22 protein-coding genes and 1 tRNA gene are annotated in these 18,948 nt (G+C 57.5%); 10 read left to right on the top strand and 13 right to left on the bottom strand.

Translation table 11 applies throughout. The features are described 5' to 3' along the window. Positions 1-780, bottom strand: coding sequence for an exodeoxyribonuclease III (xth, locus tag AC2TCY_RS09030; RefSeq protein ID WP_480846915.1), 780 nt, complete (start codon positions 778-780; stop codon positions 1-3). A 60-nt stretch (positions 781-840) separates the two neighbouring features. Next, positions 841-1,164, bottom strand: coding sequence for a HesB/IscA family protein (locus tag AC2TCY_RS09035; RefSeq protein ID WP_480846916.1), 324 nt, complete (start codon positions 1,162-1,164; stop codon positions 841-843). A 76-nt stretch (positions 1,165-1,240) separates the two neighbouring features. Here AC2TCY_RS09035 and AC2TCY_RS09040 point away from each other — a divergent pair, with 76 nt between their 5' ends. Beyond that, complete coding sequence (locus AC2TCY_RS09040; protein ID WP_480846918.1) at positions 1,241-2,383, top strand: deoxyguanosinetriphosphate triphosphohydrolase; 1,143 nt, start codon at positions 1,241-1,243, stop codon at positions 2,381-2,383. Here AC2TCY_RS09040 and AC2TCY_RS09045 read toward each other — a convergent pair whose 3' ends face one another. Further along, positions 2,384-2,935: a putative pterin-binding protein gene (locus tag AC2TCY_RS09045; protein ID WP_480846919.1), complete on the bottom strand. Its 552-nt coding sequence runs from the start codon at positions 2,933-2,935 to the stop codon at positions 2,384-2,386. It lies immediately after the preceding gene. Positions 2,936-3,068: 133 nt separating this feature from the next. On the opposite strand from AC2TCY_RS09045, the gene argS reads away from it, so the two are divergent. From argS to AC2TCY_RS09075, 6 genes are all read left to right on the top strand, one after another. Continuing rightward, positions 3,069-4,814 (top strand): arginine--tRNA ligase, encoded by a 1,746-nt coding sequence (gene argS / locus AC2TCY_RS09050; RefSeq protein ID WP_480846920.1) that lies wholly within the window; start codon positions 3,069-3,071, stop codon positions 4,812-4,814. Between the two features lie 39 nt (positions 4,815-4,853). Beyond that, the gene (locus tag AC2TCY_RS09055; protein WP_480846921.1) at positions 4,854-5,969 is read left to right on the top strand and encodes an SPOR domain-containing protein; all 1,116 of its coding nucleotides are present in this window, start codon (positions 4,854-4,856) and stop codon (positions 5,967-5,969) included. Continuing rightward, positions 5,966-6,973 carry a beta-N-acetylhexosaminidase gene (gene nagZ, locus AC2TCY_RS09060; RefSeq protein WP_480846922.1) on the top strand — a complete coding sequence of 336 codons (1,008 nt, stop codon included), beginning with the start codon at positions 5,966-5,968 and terminating at the stop codon, positions 6,971-6,973. The genes AC2TCY_RS09055 and nagZ overlap by 4 nt, the downstream gene beginning before the upstream one ends. Continuing rightward, the gene (locus tag AC2TCY_RS09065; protein WP_480846923.1) at positions 6,963-7,757 is read left to right on the top strand and encodes a segregation and condensation protein A; all 795 of its coding nucleotides are present in this window, start codon (positions 6,963-6,965) and stop codon (positions 7,755-7,757) included. Before nagZ ends, AC2TCY_RS09065 begins: the two co-directional genes overlap by 11 nt. Further along, the gene (scpB, locus tag AC2TCY_RS09070; protein ID WP_480846924.1) at positions 7,750-8,406 is read left to right on the top strand and encodes an SMC-Scp complex subunit ScpB; all 657 of its coding nucleotides are present in this window, start codon (positions 7,750-7,752) and stop codon (positions 8,404-8,406) included. The genes AC2TCY_RS09065 and scpB overlap by 8 nt, the downstream gene beginning before the upstream one ends. 63 nt (positions 8,407-8,469) lie before the next feature. Then, the gene (locus AC2TCY_RS09075; RefSeq protein WP_480846926.1) at positions 8,470-8,712 is read left to right on the top strand and encodes a hypothetical protein; all 243 of its coding nucleotides are present in this window, start codon (positions 8,470-8,472) and stop codon (positions 8,710-8,712) included. A 3-nt stretch (positions 8,713-8,715) separates the two neighbouring features. Here AC2TCY_RS09075 and AC2TCY_RS09080 read toward each other — a convergent pair whose 3' ends face one another. From AC2TCY_RS09080 to AC2TCY_RS09115, 8 genes are all read right to left on the bottom strand, one after another. Continuing rightward, positions 8,716-9,795 carry a 2'-deoxycytidine 5'-triphosphate deaminase gene (locus AC2TCY_RS09080; protein WP_480846927.1) on the bottom strand — a complete coding sequence of 360 codons (1,080 nt, stop codon included), beginning with the start codon at positions 9,793-9,795 and terminating at the stop codon, positions 8,716-8,718. A 61-nt stretch (positions 9,796-9,856) separates the two neighbouring features. After that, positions 9,857-9,933, bottom strand: a tRNA-Pro gene (locus tag AC2TCY_RS09085). 62 nt (positions 9,934-9,995) lie between these two features. Next, the gene (locus AC2TCY_RS09090) at positions 9,996-10,640 is read right to left on the bottom strand and encodes a MerR family transcriptional regulator (RefSeq protein ID WP_480846928.1); all 645 of its coding nucleotides are present in this window, start codon (positions 10,638-10,640) and stop codon (positions 9,996-9,998) included. Positions 10,641-10,658: 18 nt separating this feature from the next. Further along, positions 10,659-10,961, bottom strand: a complete 303-nt coding sequence (gene ihfA, locus AC2TCY_RS09095) for an integration host factor subunit alpha (RefSeq protein ID WP_298385582.1) — start codon at positions 10,959-10,961, stop codon at positions 10,659-10,661. A 96-nt stretch (positions 10,962-11,057) separates the two neighbouring features. Further along, entirely contained in the window at positions 11,058-12,029 is a 972-nt protein-coding gene (locus AC2TCY_RS09100; RefSeq protein ID WP_480846929.1) for a beta-ketoacyl-ACP synthase III, read from the bottom strand. A 24-nt stretch (positions 12,030-12,053) separates the two neighbouring features. Next, positions 12,054-13,139: a phosphate acyltransferase PlsX gene (plsX, locus tag AC2TCY_RS09105; RefSeq protein ID WP_480846930.1), complete on the bottom strand. Its 1,086-nt coding sequence runs from the start codon at positions 13,137-13,139 to the stop codon at positions 12,054-12,056. A gap of 24 nt (positions 13,140-13,163) precedes the next feature. Beyond that, positions 13,164-13,370 (bottom strand): 50S ribosomal protein L32, encoded by a 207-nt coding sequence (gene rpmF / locus AC2TCY_RS09110; protein ID WP_008756996.1) that lies wholly within the window; start codon positions 13,368-13,370, stop codon positions 13,164-13,166. A 206-nt stretch (positions 13,371-13,576) separates the two neighbouring features. Next, positions 13,577-14,113 carry a YceD family protein gene (locus AC2TCY_RS09115; protein ID WP_480846931.1) on the bottom strand — a complete coding sequence of 179 codons (537 nt, stop codon included), beginning with the start codon at positions 14,111-14,113 and terminating at the stop codon, positions 13,577-13,579. Between the two features lie 105 nt (positions 14,114-14,218). Between AC2TCY_RS09115 and AC2TCY_RS09120 the strand changes: the two genes are divergently transcribed. The 3 genes from AC2TCY_RS09120 (at position 14,219) to AC2TCY_RS09130 (ending at position 17,386) form a co-directional block, all read left to right on the top strand. Continuing rightward, complete coding sequence (locus AC2TCY_RS09120; protein ID WP_480846932.1) at positions 14,219-14,671, top strand: outer membrane protein assembly factor BamE; 453 nt, start codon at positions 14,219-14,221, stop codon at positions 14,669-14,671. Positions 14,672-14,769: 98 nt separating this feature from the next. Beyond that, positions 14,770-15,510, top strand: coding sequence for a GNAT family N-acetyltransferase (locus tag AC2TCY_RS09125; protein WP_480846933.1), 741 nt, complete (start codon positions 14,770-14,772; stop codon positions 15,508-15,510). 67 nt (positions 15,511-15,577) lie between these two features. Next, positions 15,578-17,386, top strand: coding sequence for an ABC-F family ATP-binding cassette domain-containing protein (locus tag AC2TCY_RS09130; RefSeq protein ID WP_480846935.1), 1,809 nt, complete (start codon positions 15,578-15,580; stop codon positions 17,384-17,386). 73 nt (positions 17,387-17,459) lie between these two features. Here the strand turns inward: AC2TCY_RS09130 and AC2TCY_RS09135 are convergent, their stop codons facing one another. Next, entirely contained in the window at positions 17,460-18,002 is a 543-nt protein-coding gene (locus tag AC2TCY_RS09135; RefSeq protein ID WP_480846936.1) for a sugar O-acetyltransferase, read from the bottom strand. A 9-nt stretch (positions 18,003-18,011) separates the two neighbouring features. After that, positions 18,012-18,767, bottom strand: a complete 756-nt coding sequence (locus AC2TCY_RS09140; RefSeq protein ID WP_480846937.1) for a 3-hydroxyacyl-CoA dehydrogenase — start codon at positions 18,765-18,767, stop codon at positions 18,012-18,014. Positions 18,768-18,948 lie beyond the last annotated feature (181 nt).

Below are 18,948 nucleotides of genomic sequence, written 5' to 3' on the forward strand. Positions count from 1 at the left end.
TCAGATATCCATTTCGACCCAGACCGGCACGTGATCCGATGGTTTTTCGTGTCCACGAACTTCGGCGTCAATCTGGCAGTCTTGCATCAAATCAGCGGCTTGAGGCGTCAGCAGGAAATGGTCGATACGGATGCCATCGTTCTTGTTCCATGCACCAGCTTGGTAATCCCAGAACGAATAGTGGCCGGCGCTTTGGGTTCGGGCTCGAAACGCTTCGGTAAAGCCCAGGTTCATGATTTTGCGAAATGCCGCGCGGCTTTCCGGCCGAAACAGGGCGTCTTCACGCCAGGCATCGGGGCGGGTAGCGTCCTCGGCCTGTGGGATAATGTTGTAATCGCCAGCCATCAGGGCGGGCTCCTCAGTGGCCAGAAGAGCGCGAGCCCGATCATAGAGCCGCTCCATCCACGCCAGTTTATAGTCGTATTTTGGACCCGGAGTGGGGTTTCCGTTGGGCAAATATAATCCGCAGATACGCAGTGCTTTCTTGCCTACGACCGTCGCCTCGATCCACCGCGCCTGCTCGTCTTCGTCATCACCGGGTAACCCGCGCGTGACGTCCTCGAGCGGTAATTTCGACAAGATCGCCACGCCGTTAAAGCTTTTCTGGCCGTGCGTTTCCACGTTATAGCCGCGCTCTTCGAAAATCTCGCGGGGAAAGTTCTCGTCGATCGACTTGATCTCTTGCAGAAGAACCACGTCCGGCTGTGCGTCGTCCAGCCAACGTGGCAGGGCCTCTGCCCGCGCTTTGATGCCGTTGATGTTGAATGTAGCGATTTTCATGCGCGATCCTCCGGCTGGCTGCCAGTTGATCTATCCCTCAACCACGCGGGCAGGGCAAGGTCACATTGAAAATGATGTCCCGCAGCCGCAGGAAGAGGTTGCGTTGGGATTCTCGATCACAAACCGCGCACCGATCAGTTCTTGTGTGAAGTCGATCACCGCGTTTTCCAGAAAAGGCAGCGAAACCGAGTCGACAATCACCTTTTGCCCATTGCCTTCCAGCACAAGGTCGTCGTCTTTTGGTTCGTCTAGCGCAATTTCATATTGAAAACCGGAACATCCGCCGCCTTCCACTGCGACGCGCAGGGCCTGACCCTGATCCGCTGCACCAATTTCGGCGAGGCGTTCAAAGGCGCGTTCGGTGACTGTGGGGGGCAGATTCATGCCAAACTCCAAAGGTTTATTTCCTTTACTCATTACAATATAGAAATTGCAAGGACAGGCGACAAGGACAAGGCCTTTGGACAGAGCGGGATTTGCCTCGGACCCAGGCCGCGCCAGAGGGCGGCTTGTACCAGAGGAGGAAAGCAGTTTTCGGTCATGCTTTCAGCGCGACCGGGATCGGATCATTCATGCCAGCGCGTTTCGACGGCTCAAGCACAAGACGCAGGTTTTTGTTGAGCATGAGGGTGACAGCTATCGCACGCGTTTGACCCATTCCATCGAAGTGGCCCAGGTGGCGCGCACGATTGCCGGGGCTTTGCGGCTGAACCCTGAATTGACAGAGGCTGTCGCGCTGGCCCACGACCTTGGGCACACCCCATTCGGTCATACGGGTGAAGACGCGTTACATGCGTTGATGGAGCCTTACGGCGGATTTGACCACAACGCGCAAGCCATTCGGATTGTTACGAAGCTCGAGCGTCATTACGCTGATTTCGATGGCTGTAACCTGACGTGGGAATGCCTTGAAGGTATTGCAAAACACAACGGCCCGGTGCTGGGCGCGCTGCCGTGGGCGCTGGCCGAGTGCAATGACCGCTTTGATCTGGAATTGCACACCCATGCCAGCGCCGAGGCTCAAGTAGCGGCGTTGTCTGACGATATTGCCTACAACAACCATGATCTGTTCGACGGGTTGCGGGCCGGGTTGTTTGATGACGAGGATATTCGACAGCTTCCGATCGTTGATGCGTGCTTTGCCGAAGTGGATGCCAAATATCCCGGGCTCGACGCCTATCGTCGCCGGCACGAGGCGTTGCGTCGGGTTTTTGGCGTGATGGTTTCTGACGTGATCGACACATCGAGCAAACTGATCGCTGCCTCAGGTTCGCGTTCGGTCGAGGATGTCCGCCTTTTGGGGTATCCGGTCATTCAGTTCTCGGATGACCTTTGGGGGAAACTGAAACAGATCCGCGCATTCCTGTTCAACCGCATGTACCGCGCCCCCAGCGTGATGGAGGTGCGTTCCAAGGTCAGCAAAGTGGTGGAAGAGTTGTTTCCGATCTATCTCAACGACCCGAAGCAGATGCCCAAGCACTGGCATGACGATATAGAGGCTGCAAGTGACGAGACCGCACTGGCGCGCATCGCATCGGATTATATTGCTGGTATGACCGACCGGTTCGCCTTGCAGGATCACGCGCGACTTACTGGCAGCTGATTATTCAATGCCGATGTAAGCCAGCGCCCAGACTTGCTGACCGGATTGTATTTGTGCCAGGTCCGCGTCGTCGGTTGGTGGGAAGACAATCATCGTAGGGCCATAACCGCCAATTCCCATCGGTGCGCCATCCGCGTGCGTAGCGACAATCGGTTGATGTGCAGCGATGCTGTCCCATGGAATTTCCGATTGATAACCATCCATTGCCATAGGTTTGGCGGTTTTCCCTTCCGCTCCGACCAAGATCATTACTTCCGATAAGCGCGGCCCGGAAAACGCAATGTCACGTTGGTTGCCTTCGGGACCGTAAGTGATTGTGATTTCGGTTTGTTCCAACCCGTCGAGCATCGCCGCATCAAGGCCTGCTGCTCCATCGTGCTGCACCTCGAGATACCCTAGAAGTCCGCCATCGTTTTCCCCACGCGCGGGCAGGTTGGTCTCTGACACGGCTCCCCCCAGCGTTAGTAATACGTGGCCTTGTGGCTCGGGCATCTCGGCCCACGCTTGCAGAGAAGTTAACAGAAGCAGGGCAAGGGGCAGGGCAGGGCGCATGGATCGGTCTCCGTTTCCTGAAATATCGCTGACACTAGCGGGCTTTGTCGGTAAACCAAGCCCAAAATGCTCGCTTCCATTGACCTTGTCGCTTTGCGTGGTAAACCGCCGGGCAAGCAAAAGGACATCCGAAATGAACCTGTTTTCCGAGATCCGCGGCCTCGTACTGGACGCGCTGGCGCAGATGCAGTCCGAAGGCGCGCTGCCTGAGGGGCTGAGCTTTGACAACGTGGCGGTCGAACCTCCGCGCGATGCGGCGCATGGGGACATGGCGACCAACGCCGCAATGGTGTTGGCGAAACCGGCCAAGATGAAGCCGCGCGACATTGCGGATGTACTGGCTAATAAGCTGGCAGATGATCATCGCGTAACCAGCGCCGAAGTTGCCGGGCCGGGCTTTCTGAACCTGCGGTTGGCGCCGTCGGTTTGGCAAGGTGTTCTGGCGGCTGTGCTTGAGCAGGGCACCGACTATGGCCGCTCGACCATGGGGCATGGCCAGAAAGTGAATGTCGAATATGTGTCGGCCAACCCCACAGGCCCGCTGCATGTGGGTCATACGCGCGGTGCGGTGTTCGGTGATGCGCTTGCCAGCCTGCTGGCCTATTCCGGCCATGACGTGACTCGTGAATACTACATCAACGATGGCGGTGCACAGGTCGACGTTCTTGCTCGGTCCGCCTACGAGCGGTATCGCGAAGCCAACGGTCTGAGCCCCGAGATCGCCGAAGGTCTGTATCCCGGCGACTATCTGATCCCGATCGGTGAGGCGCTGAAAGAGAAATACGGGGACAGCCTGATCGACAAGCCGGAAAGCGAATGGCTGGACGATCTGCGTGAGTTCTCGACTGACGCGATGATGGATTTGATCCGCGCCGACCTGAAAGCGTTGGGCGTCGAGATGGATGTGTTCTTCTCGGAAAAATCGCTTTACGGCACAGGCCGCATCGAAGCCGCGCTGCAATCCCTGACCGACAAGGGCCTGATCTACGAAGGCGTTCTGGAACCGCCCAAGGGCAAAAAGCCCGAGGATTGGGAACCGCGCGAGCAGACTTTGTTCAAATCCACCGAGCACGGTGACGATGTGGATCGACCCGTCAAGAAATCCGACGGCAGCTGGACCTACTTCGCCCCGGATATCGCCTATCACTATGACAAGGTGAGTCGTGGTTTTGACGCGCTGATCGACGTGTTCGGCGCGGATCACGGTGGCTACGTCAAGCGGATGAAGGCCGCGGTTTCAGCGCTGTCCGATGGCAAGGTGCCACTGGATATCAAGCTGACGCAGCTGGTGAAGCTGTGGAAGAATGGCGAGCCGTTCAAGATGTCCAAACGGGCAGGAAACTTTGTCACCCTGCGCGATGTGGTTGATCAGGTTGGGCCGGACGTGACCCGTTTTGTTATGCTGACACGCAAGAACGACGCACCGCTGGATTTCGATTTCGACAAGGTGTTGGAACAGAGCCGCGAGAACCCTGTGTTCTACGTGCAATACGCCCACGCCCGTGTCATGAGCGTGCTGCGCCGCGCCGCTGAGGCGGGGATTGATGCCCAGGATGGAACTCTGAAAGCTGCCGATTTGGGTAAGATCGACCACGCGTCCGAGCTGACAGTCGCCAAAAAGCTGGCTGAGTGGCCGCGTCTGGTGGAGATCGCTGCGCGCACTAATGAACCGCACCGTGTTGCCTTCTATCTCTATGAACTCGCTGGAGATTTCCACGCGTTGTGGAATAAAGGTAATGATGAAACCTCGCTGCGCTTCATCCAGGATGGCGATGCAGCCACAAGTCAGTCAAAAATCGCCTTGGCCCGGGCCGTTTCTGTTGTGATTTCAGCGGGCTTGGGTATTCTTGGCGTTACTCCGGCGCAGGAGATGCGGTAACCAATACCGCCCGAACCGCCGGTCCGAGGCAGACAAGAAATGACCCGCGCGCCACATTTTAAGGCGCAATCGGGCGGTGAGGCGGATATGGCGAGTTACGATTACTCGGGGCAAGCAAGCCCCGAGCAGATGCATTACACGAATCAAACACATCCTCAGGATGCGTATGATTACCCGGATGATATGCACGACTACGATGGCGCACCGCGCGCCGGCGCCGGTCTGGGACGTATGATCAATATGTTCGGGGCCGTCGCATCTTTGGCGCTGGTCGCAGGCATAGGTGTCTGGGGATACAAACTGGTCATGCGCGATGTCAGCGGTGTGCCGGTTGTTCGTGCTGTCGAGGGTCCGATGCGCATCCAACCGGAAAACCCAGGCGGTACGCCTGCCGATCACCAAGGGCTGGCCGTCAACACAGTGGCCGCAGTGGGATCAGCTGCAGCACCGGCGGATCGCTTGATTCTGGCGCCGCGCCCGGTATCGCTGACGGACGAAGACACCCCGATGAGCGCGTTGCAACCCACACCGGCGGTTCACGTTGTCGAGGAAGAAGTCACAGACCAGCAGGCCTCCAAACTCCGGCAAGGCGCCGTCGACTCGCTGGTTGCGGAATTGGCGGGCGAGGCTGCCGACACTGCCCAACCGTCAGAGCAGGGCGTGCAATTGGCTTCACTGGTCACCCCGGAAGAAGAACCAGCAATTGACCCGGTGGATTTCGCGGCCCAGCAACCTGATCCGGCCCTGGCCGCGCTGCCGGGTGTTCGTCGTTCCTTGCGGCCGCAGAACAGACCAGCCCGGGCAACACCCAGTGGTATTTCAACAAACAGCGGAACCGAAGCCGCGATCAACGCTGCTGTCAAAGCGGCCGTGGGATTGGACGTAGACCCCAATACTCTGACCAAGGGCACCCGGCTGGCGCAGCTGGGCGCGTATGAGAGTGTCGACGTCGCGCAGACGGAATGGGCGCGAATTAGCGGTCGTTTTGGCGAGTATATGGATGGAAAACAGCGAGTTATCCAGAAAACTTCAAGTGGCGGGCGCACCTTTTACCGTCTGCGCGTCCTCGGCTTTGAGGATGTTAGCGACTCGCGTCAATTCTGCGCTGCGCTGGTCGCTCAAGGCGCGGACTGCATTCCGGTCGCCGCACGGTGAGTTTTGGAGCAACCATTACCGACGCTGAAGGGTTTCGACTAACACCCGACGAGAAATCCCTGTTTCGACAGATGAACCCATTCGGGTTCATCCTGTTTGCAAGGAATATTGAAAGCGCCGATCAGGTTCGTGCGCTTTGCGACGATTTTCGCGAGTCGGTTGGGCGAAACTGCCCGATCACGATCGATCAGGAAGGCGGCCGCGTACAGCGTCTTCGGGCTCCTATGGCCCGCGAATGGCTGCCGCCGCTTGATCATTCGGACCGTGCCGGTGACGAGGTCGAGCGCGCGATGTATCTGCGGTACCGTTTGATTGCTAATGAACTGTTTTCGCTCGGGATAGACAGCAACTGTGCCCCCATGGTCGACCTTGCCCGAGAATCGACGCATCCGTTTCTGAAGAACCGGTGTTATGGCTCTGAACCGGCTACAATTTCCCGGATTGGGCGGGCAGTTGCGAAAGGCCATCTGGATGGCGGGGTTTTACCGGTTGTGAAACACATGCCGGGACATGGATTGGCGACTTTGGACAGTCATTACGACCTTCCGCATGTGGATTTGCCGCTGGAGGAGTTGGAGCACCGCGATTTTGCCCCGTTTCGGGCTCTGAATGATCTGCCGATGGGGATGACGGCGCATCTGGTCTATGATTTGATCGATGCGCAACCGGCGACGATATCGGCGAAGATGATTGGTTTGATCCGCGAAAACATTGGTTTTGATGGTCTGATCATGACCGACGACATCTCGATGAAGGCGCTCAGTGGTACGCCGTCTGACATCGCGCAGCAGGCGTTGAACGCTGGCTGTGACGTGGTTTTGCACTGCAACGGTTTATTTGAGGCGCGAGCTGATGTTCTTGAGGCTGCGGGGCAGATGTCCGAGGCAGCGCAAATCCGCGCGGATCGAGCCCTTGCAATGCGCCATCCGCCGCAGGAACTTGACATCCCTGCCGTCGAGGCTGAACTATCTCGCCTAATGGGCGGGCAGGTGTATGAACGATAATCTTTTCAGCGAAGACCCGGTCTCGGTCGCGGATCGGCTCGCTGCCGAGGCGCTGATTGTTGACGTCGACGGGTTTGAAGGCCCTCTGGATGTACTGCTGACCTTGTCGCGGACGCAGAAGGTTGATCTTCGGAAAATCTCGGTTCTGGCGCTGGCCCAGCAATATTTGGCCTTCGTCGAAAAGGCGCGGGCCTTGCGGATCGAGCTGGCGGCGGACTATCTGGTGATGGCAGCCTGGCTTGCGTTCCTGAAATCCCGCCTGCTGCTTCCCCCGGACCCCGATGATGACGGCCCGTCTGGTGAGGAACTGGCTGCACACCTGGCGTTCCAGCTGGAGCGCCTTCAGGCCATGCGCGACTCTGCCGCTCGATTGATGGCACGTGATCAGCTGGGTCGTGATTTCTTTAAACGCGGGCAGGGTGAGGATATCACCCGCATCCGCACCGTAACCTATTCTGCCACGTTGCTGGACCTGATGCAGGGCTACGCACGTATCCGAACCCGGGATGAATTTCGTCCATTCGTTATGGATCGCGATGCCGTGTTCACGATGGAGCAAGCGCTTGAACGCATGCGTCCTCTGATCGGTTTTGCAGGCACATGGACCGATATGGAGACCTATCTTCCCGATGGCTGGGACGCAGATCCGGTGCGTAAGCGATCTGCAACGGCAGCTACTTTTGCGGCCTCGCTGGAATTGGTGAAAGAAGGACACATGGAGATCAAGCAGAGCGAAACCTTTGCCCCGATTCATCTGCGCAAAAGGACCGAGAATCGTGACTGACGCCCCCCAAGAAGACGACACCGGCACCCTGTTTGAGGCGCCTCCGCTGGCCGAGCAGGAACGGATGGTTGAAGCGGTGTTGTTCGCCAGCGCCGAGCCTGTGACTGTTTCGGACTTGGAAGCCCGCATGCCTCATGGCAGCAACGCAGCACAAGCGGTTGAAATGCTTCAGAAACGTTATGAAGGGCGCGGCGTCCGTTTGGTGCAGGTTGGTGAGGCCTGGGCTATCCGTACCGCCCCTGATCTGGGCTTCCTAATGCAAAAAGAAACGGTCGAAACGCGCAAGCTGAGCCGGGCCGCAATCGAAACTTTAGCCATCGTCGCCTATCATCAACCCTGTACGCGAGCCGAAATTGAAGAGATTCGTGGTGTGTCTGTCTCGCGCGGTACGATCGATCAACTGCTTGAGATGGAGTGGATCAGACTGGGTCGCCGCCGTATGACACCGGGCCGACCCGTCACCTTTGTCGTGACACCACAATTTTTGGACCATTTCGGTTTGGAGAATGCCCGAGATCTGCCCGGTCTCAAGGAATTGCGCGCAGCCGGCCTTCTGGAAAACCGTCCACCGCCCGGTGCTGTGCCTTTAGGAGGCGAGCGTGAAGACGATCTTGATGAAGATCAGTCAGAGTTGTTCGAGGAAGAGTGATCGGCGCGCCCTTTTATTGCCGCGCAGATCGTCTACCTTGAAGATCGGAACACGGAGAGAGCAATGAACGCCAATCGGATCATCGACATGATCGTGCGTCAGGTGATGCGCCGTCTTGTGACTCGCGGGGTCGACAAAGGGCTGAATATGGCAAGCGGGGTAGGTCGCAAGCCTGAGTCCGGTCAGAATTCATCGCGTGATCCCGAAGGCGCGCGCCACATGCAGGATAAAACCGTCCGGCAAGGGCAGAACATGAAACATGCCCAGCGGATGACGCGTCAAATGCGACGCTTCATGAAATTCTGAATCCTAACTTACTGCCTTGAAATGTTTTGATAGTTTCAGGCCTTGCCCCTGGTAATTCGAGGCAATACCTGCCCCATAAAGCTGCGTGGGCATCTCGGCCATCTTCTCATAAACCAGACGTCCAACGACCTGTCCGTGCTCCAGCACAAAAGGCGCCTCATGGCATCGCACCTCCAAGACACCTCGTGAACCTGCTCCGCCTGCGGCTGCATGACCAAAGCCAGGATCGAAGAAGCCTGCATAATGCACCCGGAATTCGCCCACCATGGCCAGATAGGGGGCCATCTCGGCGGCATACATTGGCGGGATGTGCACCGCTTCTCGGCTGACGAGAATATAGAACGCACCGGGATCAAGTATGATGCGACCGTCCGTGGTACGCACTTCTTCCCAGTAATCCTGCGGATCATAGCCACCAATGCGGTCCAGATCGATCACGCCGGTATGGGGTTTGGCGCGGAATCCGACCAGATCAGTGTCCGGCAGCTGAAGATCGACCGAAAACCCCAGCCCGTCTTGAATAACTGCAGGGCCATCAACCAGAGGGGACGCGCTGTGCAGTTTGGTCAGTTCGGTGTCACTCAGTACTGCCTGACCTTGTCGGAAGCGGATTTGGTTAAGGCGCATTCCCGGACGTACCAGAACTGAAAATGAACGCGGACAAATCTCGGCATAGAGTGGGCCGGAATAGCCCGCAGGAACGCGGTCGAACTCGGTGCCTCCATCAGTGACCGTGCGGGTCAGTAGGTCCAGCCGCCCGGTCGAACTTTTGGCATTGGCCACAGCAGTCATGTCTTGAGACAGCGCCAGGGATTCCATCAGGGGCACCAGATAGACGCAGCCTTTCTCAAGCACGGCGCCGTCGGTGATGTCGATGCGGTGCATCTCAAATTCGGCCAGACGATCCGCAACGGTGCGACCTTCACCAGCAAGGAAAGAGGCACGCACACGGTAAGCGACTGTTCCTAAACGCAGATCAAGGCTGGCTGGCTGAATTTGCGCCGAAAGGACATCCGGACTGGCCGCGATCTCACCCCGTGTGATCATCGCCTCGATCTGTTGGTTTGGGCATACGCCTGTCATTCCGATCCCCCCTGGTGCCAGAGCGGGATCTGGCCTGTCTGCCATAAACGTCGGTGTGATTTGGTCGGGCTAGCAGGACTCGAACCTGCGACCTTCCGTCCCCCAGACGGACGCGCTACCAGGCTGCGCCATAGCCCGACGTTGAGGTGTTCATAAAGACTTTCCCGGCAGGGGCAAGAGGAAATCATCGCCTTTTATTCTTATCCCACCGGTTGGGTTTCAACCCGGTCCAGCCAGGCACGCAGGTCTTTGGCTATGGGTGCGATCCGGCGCAGAACCTGCGGATCGAAATCCTCGACCTGCCAGGTCAGCGAAGCGATTCCACCCAACAATGGAGCCGTATCCAGATCGTTCTGACCAGACGGCTCGGTCAGAGAAACAGGGGCCTCGGGGGGCGTGGAAACCTGTCCGTTGGCAGCAGCAGCCGGTGTTGTCAGGTCCATACCGAACTGCCTGTCTTCTTCTGGGGTGGGCTTAGCAGTGAAAGGTACGACAGTGCTTTCCTCAGAGGCTTCGGCTTGTGGAATAGGGCTCTCAACCACCGAGCTTTTCGCCTGCTGAGACTCGTCGTCCAGAGGAGGGGAGAGTGCGGCCACATTGGCCACGCCCTTTTCCCGTAGAATGCGTTGGACACCCTTTATCGTGATGCCGTCATCGTGAAGCAACTTCTTGATGCCGCCCAGCAGGCGCATGTCATTGGGGCGATAGTACCGGCGCCCTCCGGCGCGTTTGACCGGTTTCACCTGCGTAAATCGACTTTCCCAAAAGCGTAGCACATGGGCCTGAACACCCAGCCAATCCGCAACTTCACTGATGGTGCGAAAGGCGTCGGGGGACTTGCTCATTTTTGCTGGCCTCGGGGTTTACTTGCGGTTCCCAGCGGCGACGCGATCCTTCATCAGGTGCGACGGGCGGAATGTCAGAACGCGGCGGGGTTTAATCGGCACTTCTTCACCGGTTTTGGGGTTGCGACCTATGCGGGCAGTTTTGTCCCGTACGCTGAACGTCCCGAAAGACGAGATCTTGACCTGTTCGCCGCGCACCAGCGCATCCGACATGTGGTTCAGAACGCTTTCGACCAGTTGCGCACTTTCATTGCGTGAAAGGCCAACCTCACGAAAGACGGCCTCGCTCAGATCCATTCGGGTCAGTGTTTTGTCGCCCATGCTTTTTCCCCTGTTGATAGGAGAGCATATGGCGATGGGAAATTCACTGTCAATATCAATGAATTGCAGGAGGCTCTGTAAGCCGGATTGTGCCAGTTACCAGCGCAGGGCAACCGCGCCCCATGCCAGACCCCCGCCGATGGCTTCGGTCACGATCAAATCACCTTGCTTGATCTGGCCGCGTTCCTTGCCCACAGACAGTGCCAGAGGAATGGATGCAGCGGATGTATTTCCGTGGTCCTGTACCGTAACCACGACCCGTTCCATCGGCAGACCCATTTTCTTGGCTGTGCCCTGAATAATGCGGATATTGGCCTGATGCGGGACAATCCAATCAACTTCTTCGCTGCTGAGCCCGGCCCGTTCCAACGCGGTTTCTGCAGTTTTCGTAAGTTTTTCAACAGCATGGCGGAAGACTTGATTGCCTTGCATCCGCAAATGCCCGGTGGACTGGGTCGAAACGCCCCCGTCTACGTACAACAAGTCCTTGTAGCGGCCATCTGAATGCAGGTCAGTCGCCAGAATTCCACGATCCGATGGGGAACCTTGCCCGTCTTGCTCTTCCAGCACCAGAGCGCCTGCGCCATCGCCGAAAAGCACACAGGTCGAACGATCAGTCCAGTCCATGATTCGCGAAAAGGTTTCCGCCCCAATAACCAGAACTCTTTTGGCCTGACCGGACAGGATCAAGGCGTTGGCATTGCTGAGTGCGAAAACGAATCCGGCGCAAACAGCCTGAACATCAAAAGCGAATCCGTTTGTCATGCCCAGCCGGGCCTGAACCATGGTTGCAGCAGAAGGAAAGGTCAGATCTGCCGTCGAGGTTGCAAGAATGATCGCGTCTATGTCGCTCGCTTCAAGGCCTGCATCAGCAAGAGCTGCCTCAGCCGCACGTGTCGCCAAATCCGAGGTCGTCTCGTCATCGGCGGCAAAATGGCGGCGTTCGATCCCGGATCGGGTGCGAATCCATTCGTCTGATGTGTCCAGTGTCTTTTCAAACTCGGCATTCGGTACGACACGTACCGGTAGATAATGCCCGACACCTACGACAACTGAGCGGCCTGCCATGCTGGGGTACTGCCTTTTTTGTTATTATTCTGTCTGCGACGCAGAATGCGCGGCATCTTGTTCAAGCTCGGCTGTGGATGCAACCCGTGCGGCCAACTTTTCTGAAAATCCGGATTCCGCGAGTGTAAAGGCCAGCTTTACCGCCGCTGAAACGCCCGTGGCGTCAGCCCCGCCATGGGATTTGATAACTGTTCCGTTGAGGCCCAGAAACACTCCGCCATTGACGCGTCTTGGATCGATGCGCTTCTTCAGGCGGTTCAGAGAGGTGATAGCCAGGATCGAAGCCAGGCGCGACAGCGGAGAATACTTGAATGCCTGACGCAGCAAATCACCGATCAGGCTGGCTGTGCCTTCGCCCGTCTTAATCGCGACATTGCCGGTAAACCCATCCGTAACAATGACATCCGCCTTGTCGCCCGGAATGTCGCTGCCTTCAACAAAACCCACAAAGTCGAAATTTGCACGTTCGGCAAAATCCGAAATCATCGCGTGAGCTTCTTTAAGTTCTGCGCGCCCCTTGTGCTCTTCAGTACCCACGTTCAGCAGGCCAATCCGAGGGCGCGTCTGCGCCATACCGTTGCGGGCATACGAGGCGCCCATCAGTGCAAACTGCAGTAAATCTTTCGCGTCGGCCCGCACATCCGCGCCCACATCCAGCATCACGTTGAACCCTTGCGGGTTGCGCGAAGGCCACAGAATCGCAATGGCAGGGCGGTTGACGCCGGACAGTTTACGCAGGCGCATCATCGACAGCGCCATCAACGCGCCAGTGTTGCCGCAGGATACGGCGCCATGAGCCTCGCCCTCACGGACCGACTCCAAGGCCGACCACATCGAGGTCTGCTTGCCATTGCGAACGACCTGGCTGGGCTTGTCCTCCATCGTGACAACATCCGGGCAATCACGAAAAACGACGCGCCCATCAAGAACGCGCCGTTTGGCAACCAGTTTTCGCAGCACATTTTCCTGACCGTGCAGGATGAACCCGATCTTCGGGTTCTTGTCCGCAGACTTGGCTATTCCCGCCACAACAACAGCGGGCCCCGAATCTCCGCCCATAGCATCAACCGAGATGACTATCCGTCCGGTTTGCGAGGGCTGATCCGTCATACCTTTGCCTGCGCTCGATAGGGCTTAGGCTGCGTCTTCGTCCAGATCGATTTCGTCGGCTTGTGCGACGACTTCGCGATCATCATAGTGGCCGCAGGATGCGCAAACGTGATGCGGGCGCTTCAGCTCGCCACAGTTCGGGCATTCGTTCGGGTTTGCAGCAACCAGAGCGTCGTGTGCGCGGCGGTTGTTGCGACGCGACTTGGAAACTTTGTTCTGTTGGACGGCCATGGTCTCAACCTTTGTCTACTAAGGGTCAGCAGATTCGCCGCCGACCGGGTTTCATTCTTCGTTTTTCACGTGGTTCGACGCGCGTTTAGGGGACGAGCCCCGCGATGTCCAACCCAAATTCCGATGAGCGCGCGAAAATACTGCGATTCTCGGCATGTTCAAGCGATTTTTCTGAGGGCCTGCTATGACAGGAAAACAGACCTATGTCACTCGTCTTTTTTTAACGAGTCGCGCAATTCTGCCAACCCAGCAAAGGGCTTTACGTCATCGTCGGTCATTGCCTGTTTACCTGGCTCAGTAAAGCCGGTCTGTCCGATCTCGGCATCGGCTTTGCGCGGATATTGAGGCAGAGCCAGCGACAGAGCCTCAGTCATGACCTGAGATGGGTCGATTTCAGAGCCCAGCGGTTCTGTTTCGTCATCATCGGTCATTTCGAACTCGGGTTCGTCCGGTTCTGCCCAATCAGCCAGAAAAACCCTGCGCACTTGGGTTTCTACCCGTGTGGTGACAGGATCCAGCGTGATCACGCAAGGTTGAATAACGGTCGCGCCCAGTTTTCCGGTCAGCACCCAATCGTGCTTGCCCTGCGCCTGCACCGTGCCGACAAAGGACAGTTTGCGAAGACCCAGCAGTCCGAGCTCCTGTTTGAGTACATCCAGAGCAGCCGCGCCAGGGCGCAAATCAAACGGTGTCGGGGTGTTTTGCTGCAGATCCGCGACGCGCAGCGGATTTGATCCGGTCATTCGAGACCCTTTCCTGTGTTGAACCAAGGCAATGGTTTCTGTAATCGGATAGAAGCCGAAAGGTGCCAAGGCAAGAGGGTGTGAATAGTGAAGGTGACAAACAAGATGAAACCAGTGTTTAAATCGCTGGCCTTTGGTGCCCTTCTGGCCGCGATGGCCTGCTCGCCAGTATTCAAGAATCACGGTTATGTGCCGACCCCCGAAGAATTGGCCGAGGTCAAAGTAGGGGTCGATAACCGTGATACCGTGCTTGAAGCTCTGGGCGCGCCAAGCTCCTCCGGCGTGTTGCAGGATTCCGGATACTATTATGTCGCATCGCGCGTACGCTATCGCGGCCCCAAACGGCCCGAGGTCGTTTCGCGCGAGTTGGTTGCCGTTAGCTTTGACCAGCGTGGTGTGGTGCGAAACATCGAGCGATTCGGGCTGGAGGACGGCTACATCATTGTTCTGGACCGGCGCGTCACGGATTCCAGTGTCGAGAACAAGAGCTTCCTGCGGCAATTGCTTGGCAATATCGGCCAGTTCAACCCGGCAAACATTCCGGGTGTCAGCAACTGATTTTGTGACGACCCTTGATGCCGTCACAAGATGGTCACACATCTTGTGCTAGGGGACGGATAGCGAAACACAGGTCGGCAACCGCGGAGGATGCGACCATGGCCAAAGCAGTTTTGTTGACCAAAGGCCGCTATCGGGCCCGTGTCGCGCAATCAGAAAAGGATATTGCTGCTGCACAGGGCCTGCGCACACAGGCCTTTAGCACCGATGGGACCGACAGCGACCGATTTGACCGGGTTTGCACTCATATCCTGATTGAAGACATGAGGGCCGGTGGCCAACTGGTGTGCTGTTTCCGAATGCTTATGATGCAGGACGGAACTAAGATCGGGGACAGCTATTCAGCGCAGTTCTACGACCTCGCCGCCCTCCAGGACTTCAAAGGGCCCATGGTGGAAATGGGGCGATTCTGTATTCATCCCGATTGGAATGATCCTGATATATTGCGGGTCGCGTGGGGAGCCATGACCACGTATGTTGATCAGAACGAAGTCGAGATGCTGTTTGGCTGTTCATCTTTCGCAGGGACTGAAACGGCCGAGTATCTGGACGCGTTTGCTGTACTCAAACATCGGCACCTCGGACCGAAACGCTGGTTACCGCGTGTCAAGGCAAACGATGTGTTCCGCTTTGCTTCGCGTCTACGGCGCAGGCCGGACGCGAAAAAAGCAATGATGAGGATGCCGCCGCTGTTGCGCACCTATCTGTCGATGGGTGGCTGGGTTAGCGATCATGCGGTTGTGGACCGGCACTTGAATACCCTGCACGTCTTCACAGGGCTCGAAATCAAGACGATTCCCCCGGCACGCAAACGTCTGCTGCGCACTATTGCCGGGTAATTGAGTATTTCCGAAAACCTGAAGCCGGGGCGTTGACGCTTTGCGCAAGCCGGTTTAGCTGGCGGGCATGGCGAGAATTCCTTTATTGCAGATGTCCGGCATTTCCCTGACCTTCGGGGGTGATCCGGTGTTTTCCGGTTTGGATCTGGTTGTCCAGCCAGGTGATCGTGTTGCTCTGGTGGGGCGCAACGGTTCGGGTAAGTCCACTTTGATGAAAGTGATGGCGGGCCTGGTCGAGGCAGACCACGGTGATATCGTGATACCTCCTGGAAAATCTGTGGGCTACATGGAGCAGGATCCGGGGATGCAGGGATTTGCCACACTTGGCGATTACGCTTCCAGCGGGTTGGAGCCGGGTGAGCTGTACAAGGTTGAACGCGCCGGAGAAGGCCTGAAATTTGATCCCTCGCGCCCGGTCGAGACGGCCTCGGGTGGGGAACGGCGGCGGGCGGCGCTGGCCAAGCTGATGGGTGAAGCGCCTGACCTGATGTTGCTGGACGAACCGACGAACCATCTGGATATCGAAGCCATCGCTTGGCTGGAACGCGAACTGGGTGCCACGCGGGCGGCATTTGTCCTGATATCGCACGACCGGGCCTTTCTGCGCGCCCTGACGCGGGCGACGCTCTGGATCGACCGGGGTGCCGTGCGGCGACAGGAACAGGGCTTTGAGGCCTTTGAGACGTGGCGCGACAAGATTTGGGAAGAAGAAGATCAGCAGCGCCACAAGTTGAACCGGCTGATCAAATCCGAGGCCCGCTGGGCCGTAGAAGGCATCAGCGCGCGGCGCAAACGCAATCAGGGACGCGTCCGAGCCCTGCAAGCGCTGCGCGCAGAGCGTACGGCACAGATCAAGCGGCAAGGATCGGCCGCCATGTCATTGGAATCCGGTCCAAAATCCGGGCGCAAGGTGATCGAAGCCAAGGGGCTGACGAAAGGTTTCGGTGAAAAACAAATCGTGCGGAACTTCGACCTGTTGGTGCAGCGCGGCGACCGGGTGGCGTTTGTCGGCCCCAACGGCGTGGGCAAAACAACTCTGCTGAAGATGCTTCTGGGTCAGGAAACGCCCGATCAAGGTGCTGTCTCATTGGGGACTAATCTTGAGGTCGCTGTATTTGACCAGACCCGTGCGCAACTAGACCTGGAAATGAGCCTTTGGGACAGTCTGACCGGCGACCCCGAGATGCGGGTCTCTGGCAAAGCCGATCAGGTGATGGTGCGGGGCCAGCCGAAACATGTGGTGGGCTATCTAAAGGAATTCCTGTTCGACGATGCGCAAGCAAGAGCGGCAGTTAAATCATTGTCTGGCGGTGAAAAAGCGCGGCTGTTATTGGCCAAGCTGATGGCTAAAACGTCAAACCTGCTGGTGCTGGATGAACCGACCAATGATCTGGACGTCGAGACTCTGGATCTGCTGCAGGAGTTGCTGGATGACTATGACGGCACAGCCCTCTTGGTCAGCCACGATCGGGATTTTCTGGACCGCGTCGCCACAACGACCATCGCGATGGAAGGTAACGGACGGGCGACCGCATACGCTGGTGGATGGTCGGATTACATCGCGCAGCGTGGCGATGTTCTTGGGAAAACAGAAGAAAAATCAAAGCCCTCGAAGCCGAAGGTAAAGCAGGAAAGTAAGCCGAAGGCAGGCCTTTCGTTTTCGGAGAAACACCGGTTGGAAAACCTCCCGGCCGAGATTTCGCGACTGGAGGCAGAGATTGCCAAGTTGGAAGAGCTAATGTCGGACCCAGAACTGTTCACGCGCGAGCCGGTCAAATTTCAGAAAGCCACCGAAGCGTTGGTCGAGCGGCAGGAAAAACTGGTCGCTTTCGAAGACGAATGGTTGATGCTCGAGGAAAAAGCCGAGGCCGAATAGTTTCGGTCTGCAAGCCGCAAAACGCGCGAGTGTATCAAGCTGCCAACATCGCCGCGTACCGAGATTTGATTCGTCAGATGGTACGTGCCGGATTTCCGACCACCGTCTGGCCTTCTTGCACGTCTTTTGTCACCACACTGCCTGCTCCGATGATTGCGTTGTCGCCAACTGTCACTCCGGGCAGGATGATGGCGCCACCGCCGACCCAGACGTTCCGGCCGATAGTGACGGGCAGGGCGACCTCTAACCCGCGAGCGCGTTCAGCCGATTCTTTCGCGTGTTGCGCACAATAGATTTGGGCGTTCGGCCCAAACATGGAATTATCCCCGATCTGAACCCGTGCCGTGTCCAGAATGATGCAACCGGCGTTGAAATAAACCCGATTGCCCAGATGGATATTCATGCCATAGGCGCAGTGAAAGGGCGCCTCGAGAAAACAGCCATTTCCCGCGTCGGCAAACAGCTCCCGTAAGGCCGGGCCCATCGCGTCACGCGTGTCGGGATCACAGGTATTGTGTGCGTGAACGGCGCGGCGGGCTTTGGCGCGCAACGCGTCGAGCTCCGGGTCCAGGCAGCTGTACCATACTCCTGCTTCCATCTTTTCCCGTTCGGTCATGCGTCATGCCTAACGCATACGAAGGGCACCGTCGATGCGGATGACTTCCCCGTTCAGGTACCCCATCTCGACGATGAAGCCAGCCAGACGACCATATTCACGCGGGTCACCCAGTCGGGCAGGGTTGGGCACGTCCGCAGCCAGTTGTTGTTGTACCTCATCGGGCAGGCCCGCCAGCATCGGGGTCATGAAGATACCCGGCGCGATGGTCATTACGCGGATACCGGTCGACGCGAGATCCCGCGCCATGGGCAGGGTCATGCCAACAACGCCGCCTTTGGACGCGGCATAGGCAGTCTGACCCTTCTGCCCGTCAAAGGCGGCGATAGAAGCCGTGTTGATGATCACACCGCGCGCGCCGTCCGGTTCGGGCGCATTCTTGGCCATCTCGGCAGAGGCCAGTCGCGAGACATTGAATGTACCCACCAGATTGATATCGATCGTGCGTTGAAACGCATCTAAAGGATGGGGGCCATCCTTGCCGACTGTCTTGATCCCATAGGCAACGCCCGCGCAGTTCACGGTTGCTGTGATCCGCCCCATCTTTTCCATCGCAAGCGAGACAGCTGCCGCGACCGAATTTTCGTCCGTCACGTCTGTCTGCGCAAAATACCCGCCAATCTCAGCCGCCACCTGAACTCCGCGATCGGCGTCGCGATCCAAGATCGTGACCTGCGCGCCATTTTCAGCAAAGTAGCGGGCTGTGGCCTCACCCAGACCAGAGGCGCCTCCGGTAACGATGGCCGAAGTGGTGGACAGGTGCATGGCGGTCTCCTCCCAAGATTTGAACACTTGTTCATTTATCGCGTTGGCCCACCTGTGTCTACTGATATGAGTGGTCAATACACTGTGGATGCCGGATTTCTGGCGCGAACGCGGGCTTTCTCAGCAATTCTTAATTTACGCTTCACGCCAATTCGCCAATTCGTGATCGATGACTCTGACG

The sequence above is a fragment of the Ruegeria sp. HKCCD7181 genome (assembly GCF_057221055.1).

Bases quoted from the DNA above. Each gene is read 5' to 3' on its own strand.
- AC2TCY_RS09035 (WP_480846916.1), bottom strand. From the start codon at position 1,164: ATGAATCTGCCCCCCACAGTCACCGAACGCGCCTTTGAACGCCTCGCC.
- AC2TCY_RS09135 (WP_480846936.1), bottom strand. From the start codon at position 18,002: ATGACCGAACGGGAAAAGATGGAAGCAGGAGTATGGTACAGCTGCCTG.
- AC2TCY_RS09055 (WP_480846921.1), top strand. From the start codon at position 4,854: ATGACCCGCGCGCCACATTTTAAGGCGCAATCGGGCGGTGAGGCGGAT.
- argS (WP_480846920.1), top strand. From the start codon at position 3,069: ATGAACCTGTTTTCCGAGATCCGCGGCCTCGTACTGGACGCGCTGGCG.
- xth (WP_480846915.1), bottom strand. From the start codon at position 780: ATGAAAATCGCTACATTCAACATCAACGGCATCAAAGCGCGGGCAGAG.
- plsX (WP_480846930.1), bottom strand. From the start codon at position 13,139: ATGACGGATCAGCCCTCGCAAACCGGACGGATAGTCATCTCGGTTGAT.
- AC2TCY_RS09080 (WP_480846927.1), bottom strand. From the start codon at position 9,795: ATGACAGGCGTATGCCCAAACCAACAGATCGAGGCGATGATCACACGG.
- AC2TCY_RS09100 (WP_480846929.1), bottom strand. From the start codon at position 12,029: ATGGCAGGCCGCTCAGTTGTCGTAGGTGTCGGGCATTATCTACCGGTA.
- AC2TCY_RS09125 (WP_480846933.1), top strand. From the start codon at position 14,770: ATGGCCAAAGCAGTTTTGTTGACCAAAGGCCGCTATCGGGCCCGTGTC.
- AC2TCY_RS09140 (WP_480846937.1), bottom strand. From the start codon at position 18,767: ATGCACCTGTCCACCACTTCGGCCATCGTTACCGGAGGCGCCTCTGGT.
- AC2TCY_RS09115 (WP_480846931.1), bottom strand. From the start codon at position 14,113: ATGACCGGATCAAATCCGCTGCGCGTCGCGGATCTGCAGCAAAACACC.
- rpmF (WP_008756996.1), bottom strand. From the start codon at position 13,370: ATGGCCGTCCAACAGAACAAAGTTTCCAAGTCGCGTCGCAACAACCGC.
- AC2TCY_RS09045 (WP_480846919.1), bottom strand. From the start codon at position 2,935: ATGCGCCCTGCCCTGCCCCTTGCCCTGCTTCTGTTAACTTCTCTGCAA.
- AC2TCY_RS09065 (WP_480846923.1), top strand. From the start codon at position 6,963: ATGAACGATAATCTTTTCAGCGAAGACCCGGTCTCGGTCGCGGATCGG.
- AC2TCY_RS09090 (WP_480846928.1), bottom strand. From the start codon at position 10,640: ATGAGCAAGTCCCCCGACGCCTTTCGCACCATCAGTGAAGTTGCGGAT.
- ihfA (WP_298385582.1), bottom strand. From the start codon at position 10,961: ATGGGCGACAAAACACTGACCCGAATGGATCTGAGCGAGGCCGTCTTT.
- AC2TCY_RS09130 (WP_480846935.1), top strand. From the start codon at position 15,578: ATGGCGAGAATTCCTTTATTGCAGATGTCCGGCATTTCCCTGACCTTC.
- AC2TCY_RS09075 (WP_480846926.1), top strand. From the start codon at position 8,470: ATGAACGCCAATCGGATCATCGACATGATCGTGCGTCAGGTGATGCGC.
- AC2TCY_RS09120 (WP_480846932.1), top strand. From the start codon at position 14,219: ATGAAACCAGTGTTTAAATCGCTGGCCTTTGGTGCCCTTCTGGCCGCG.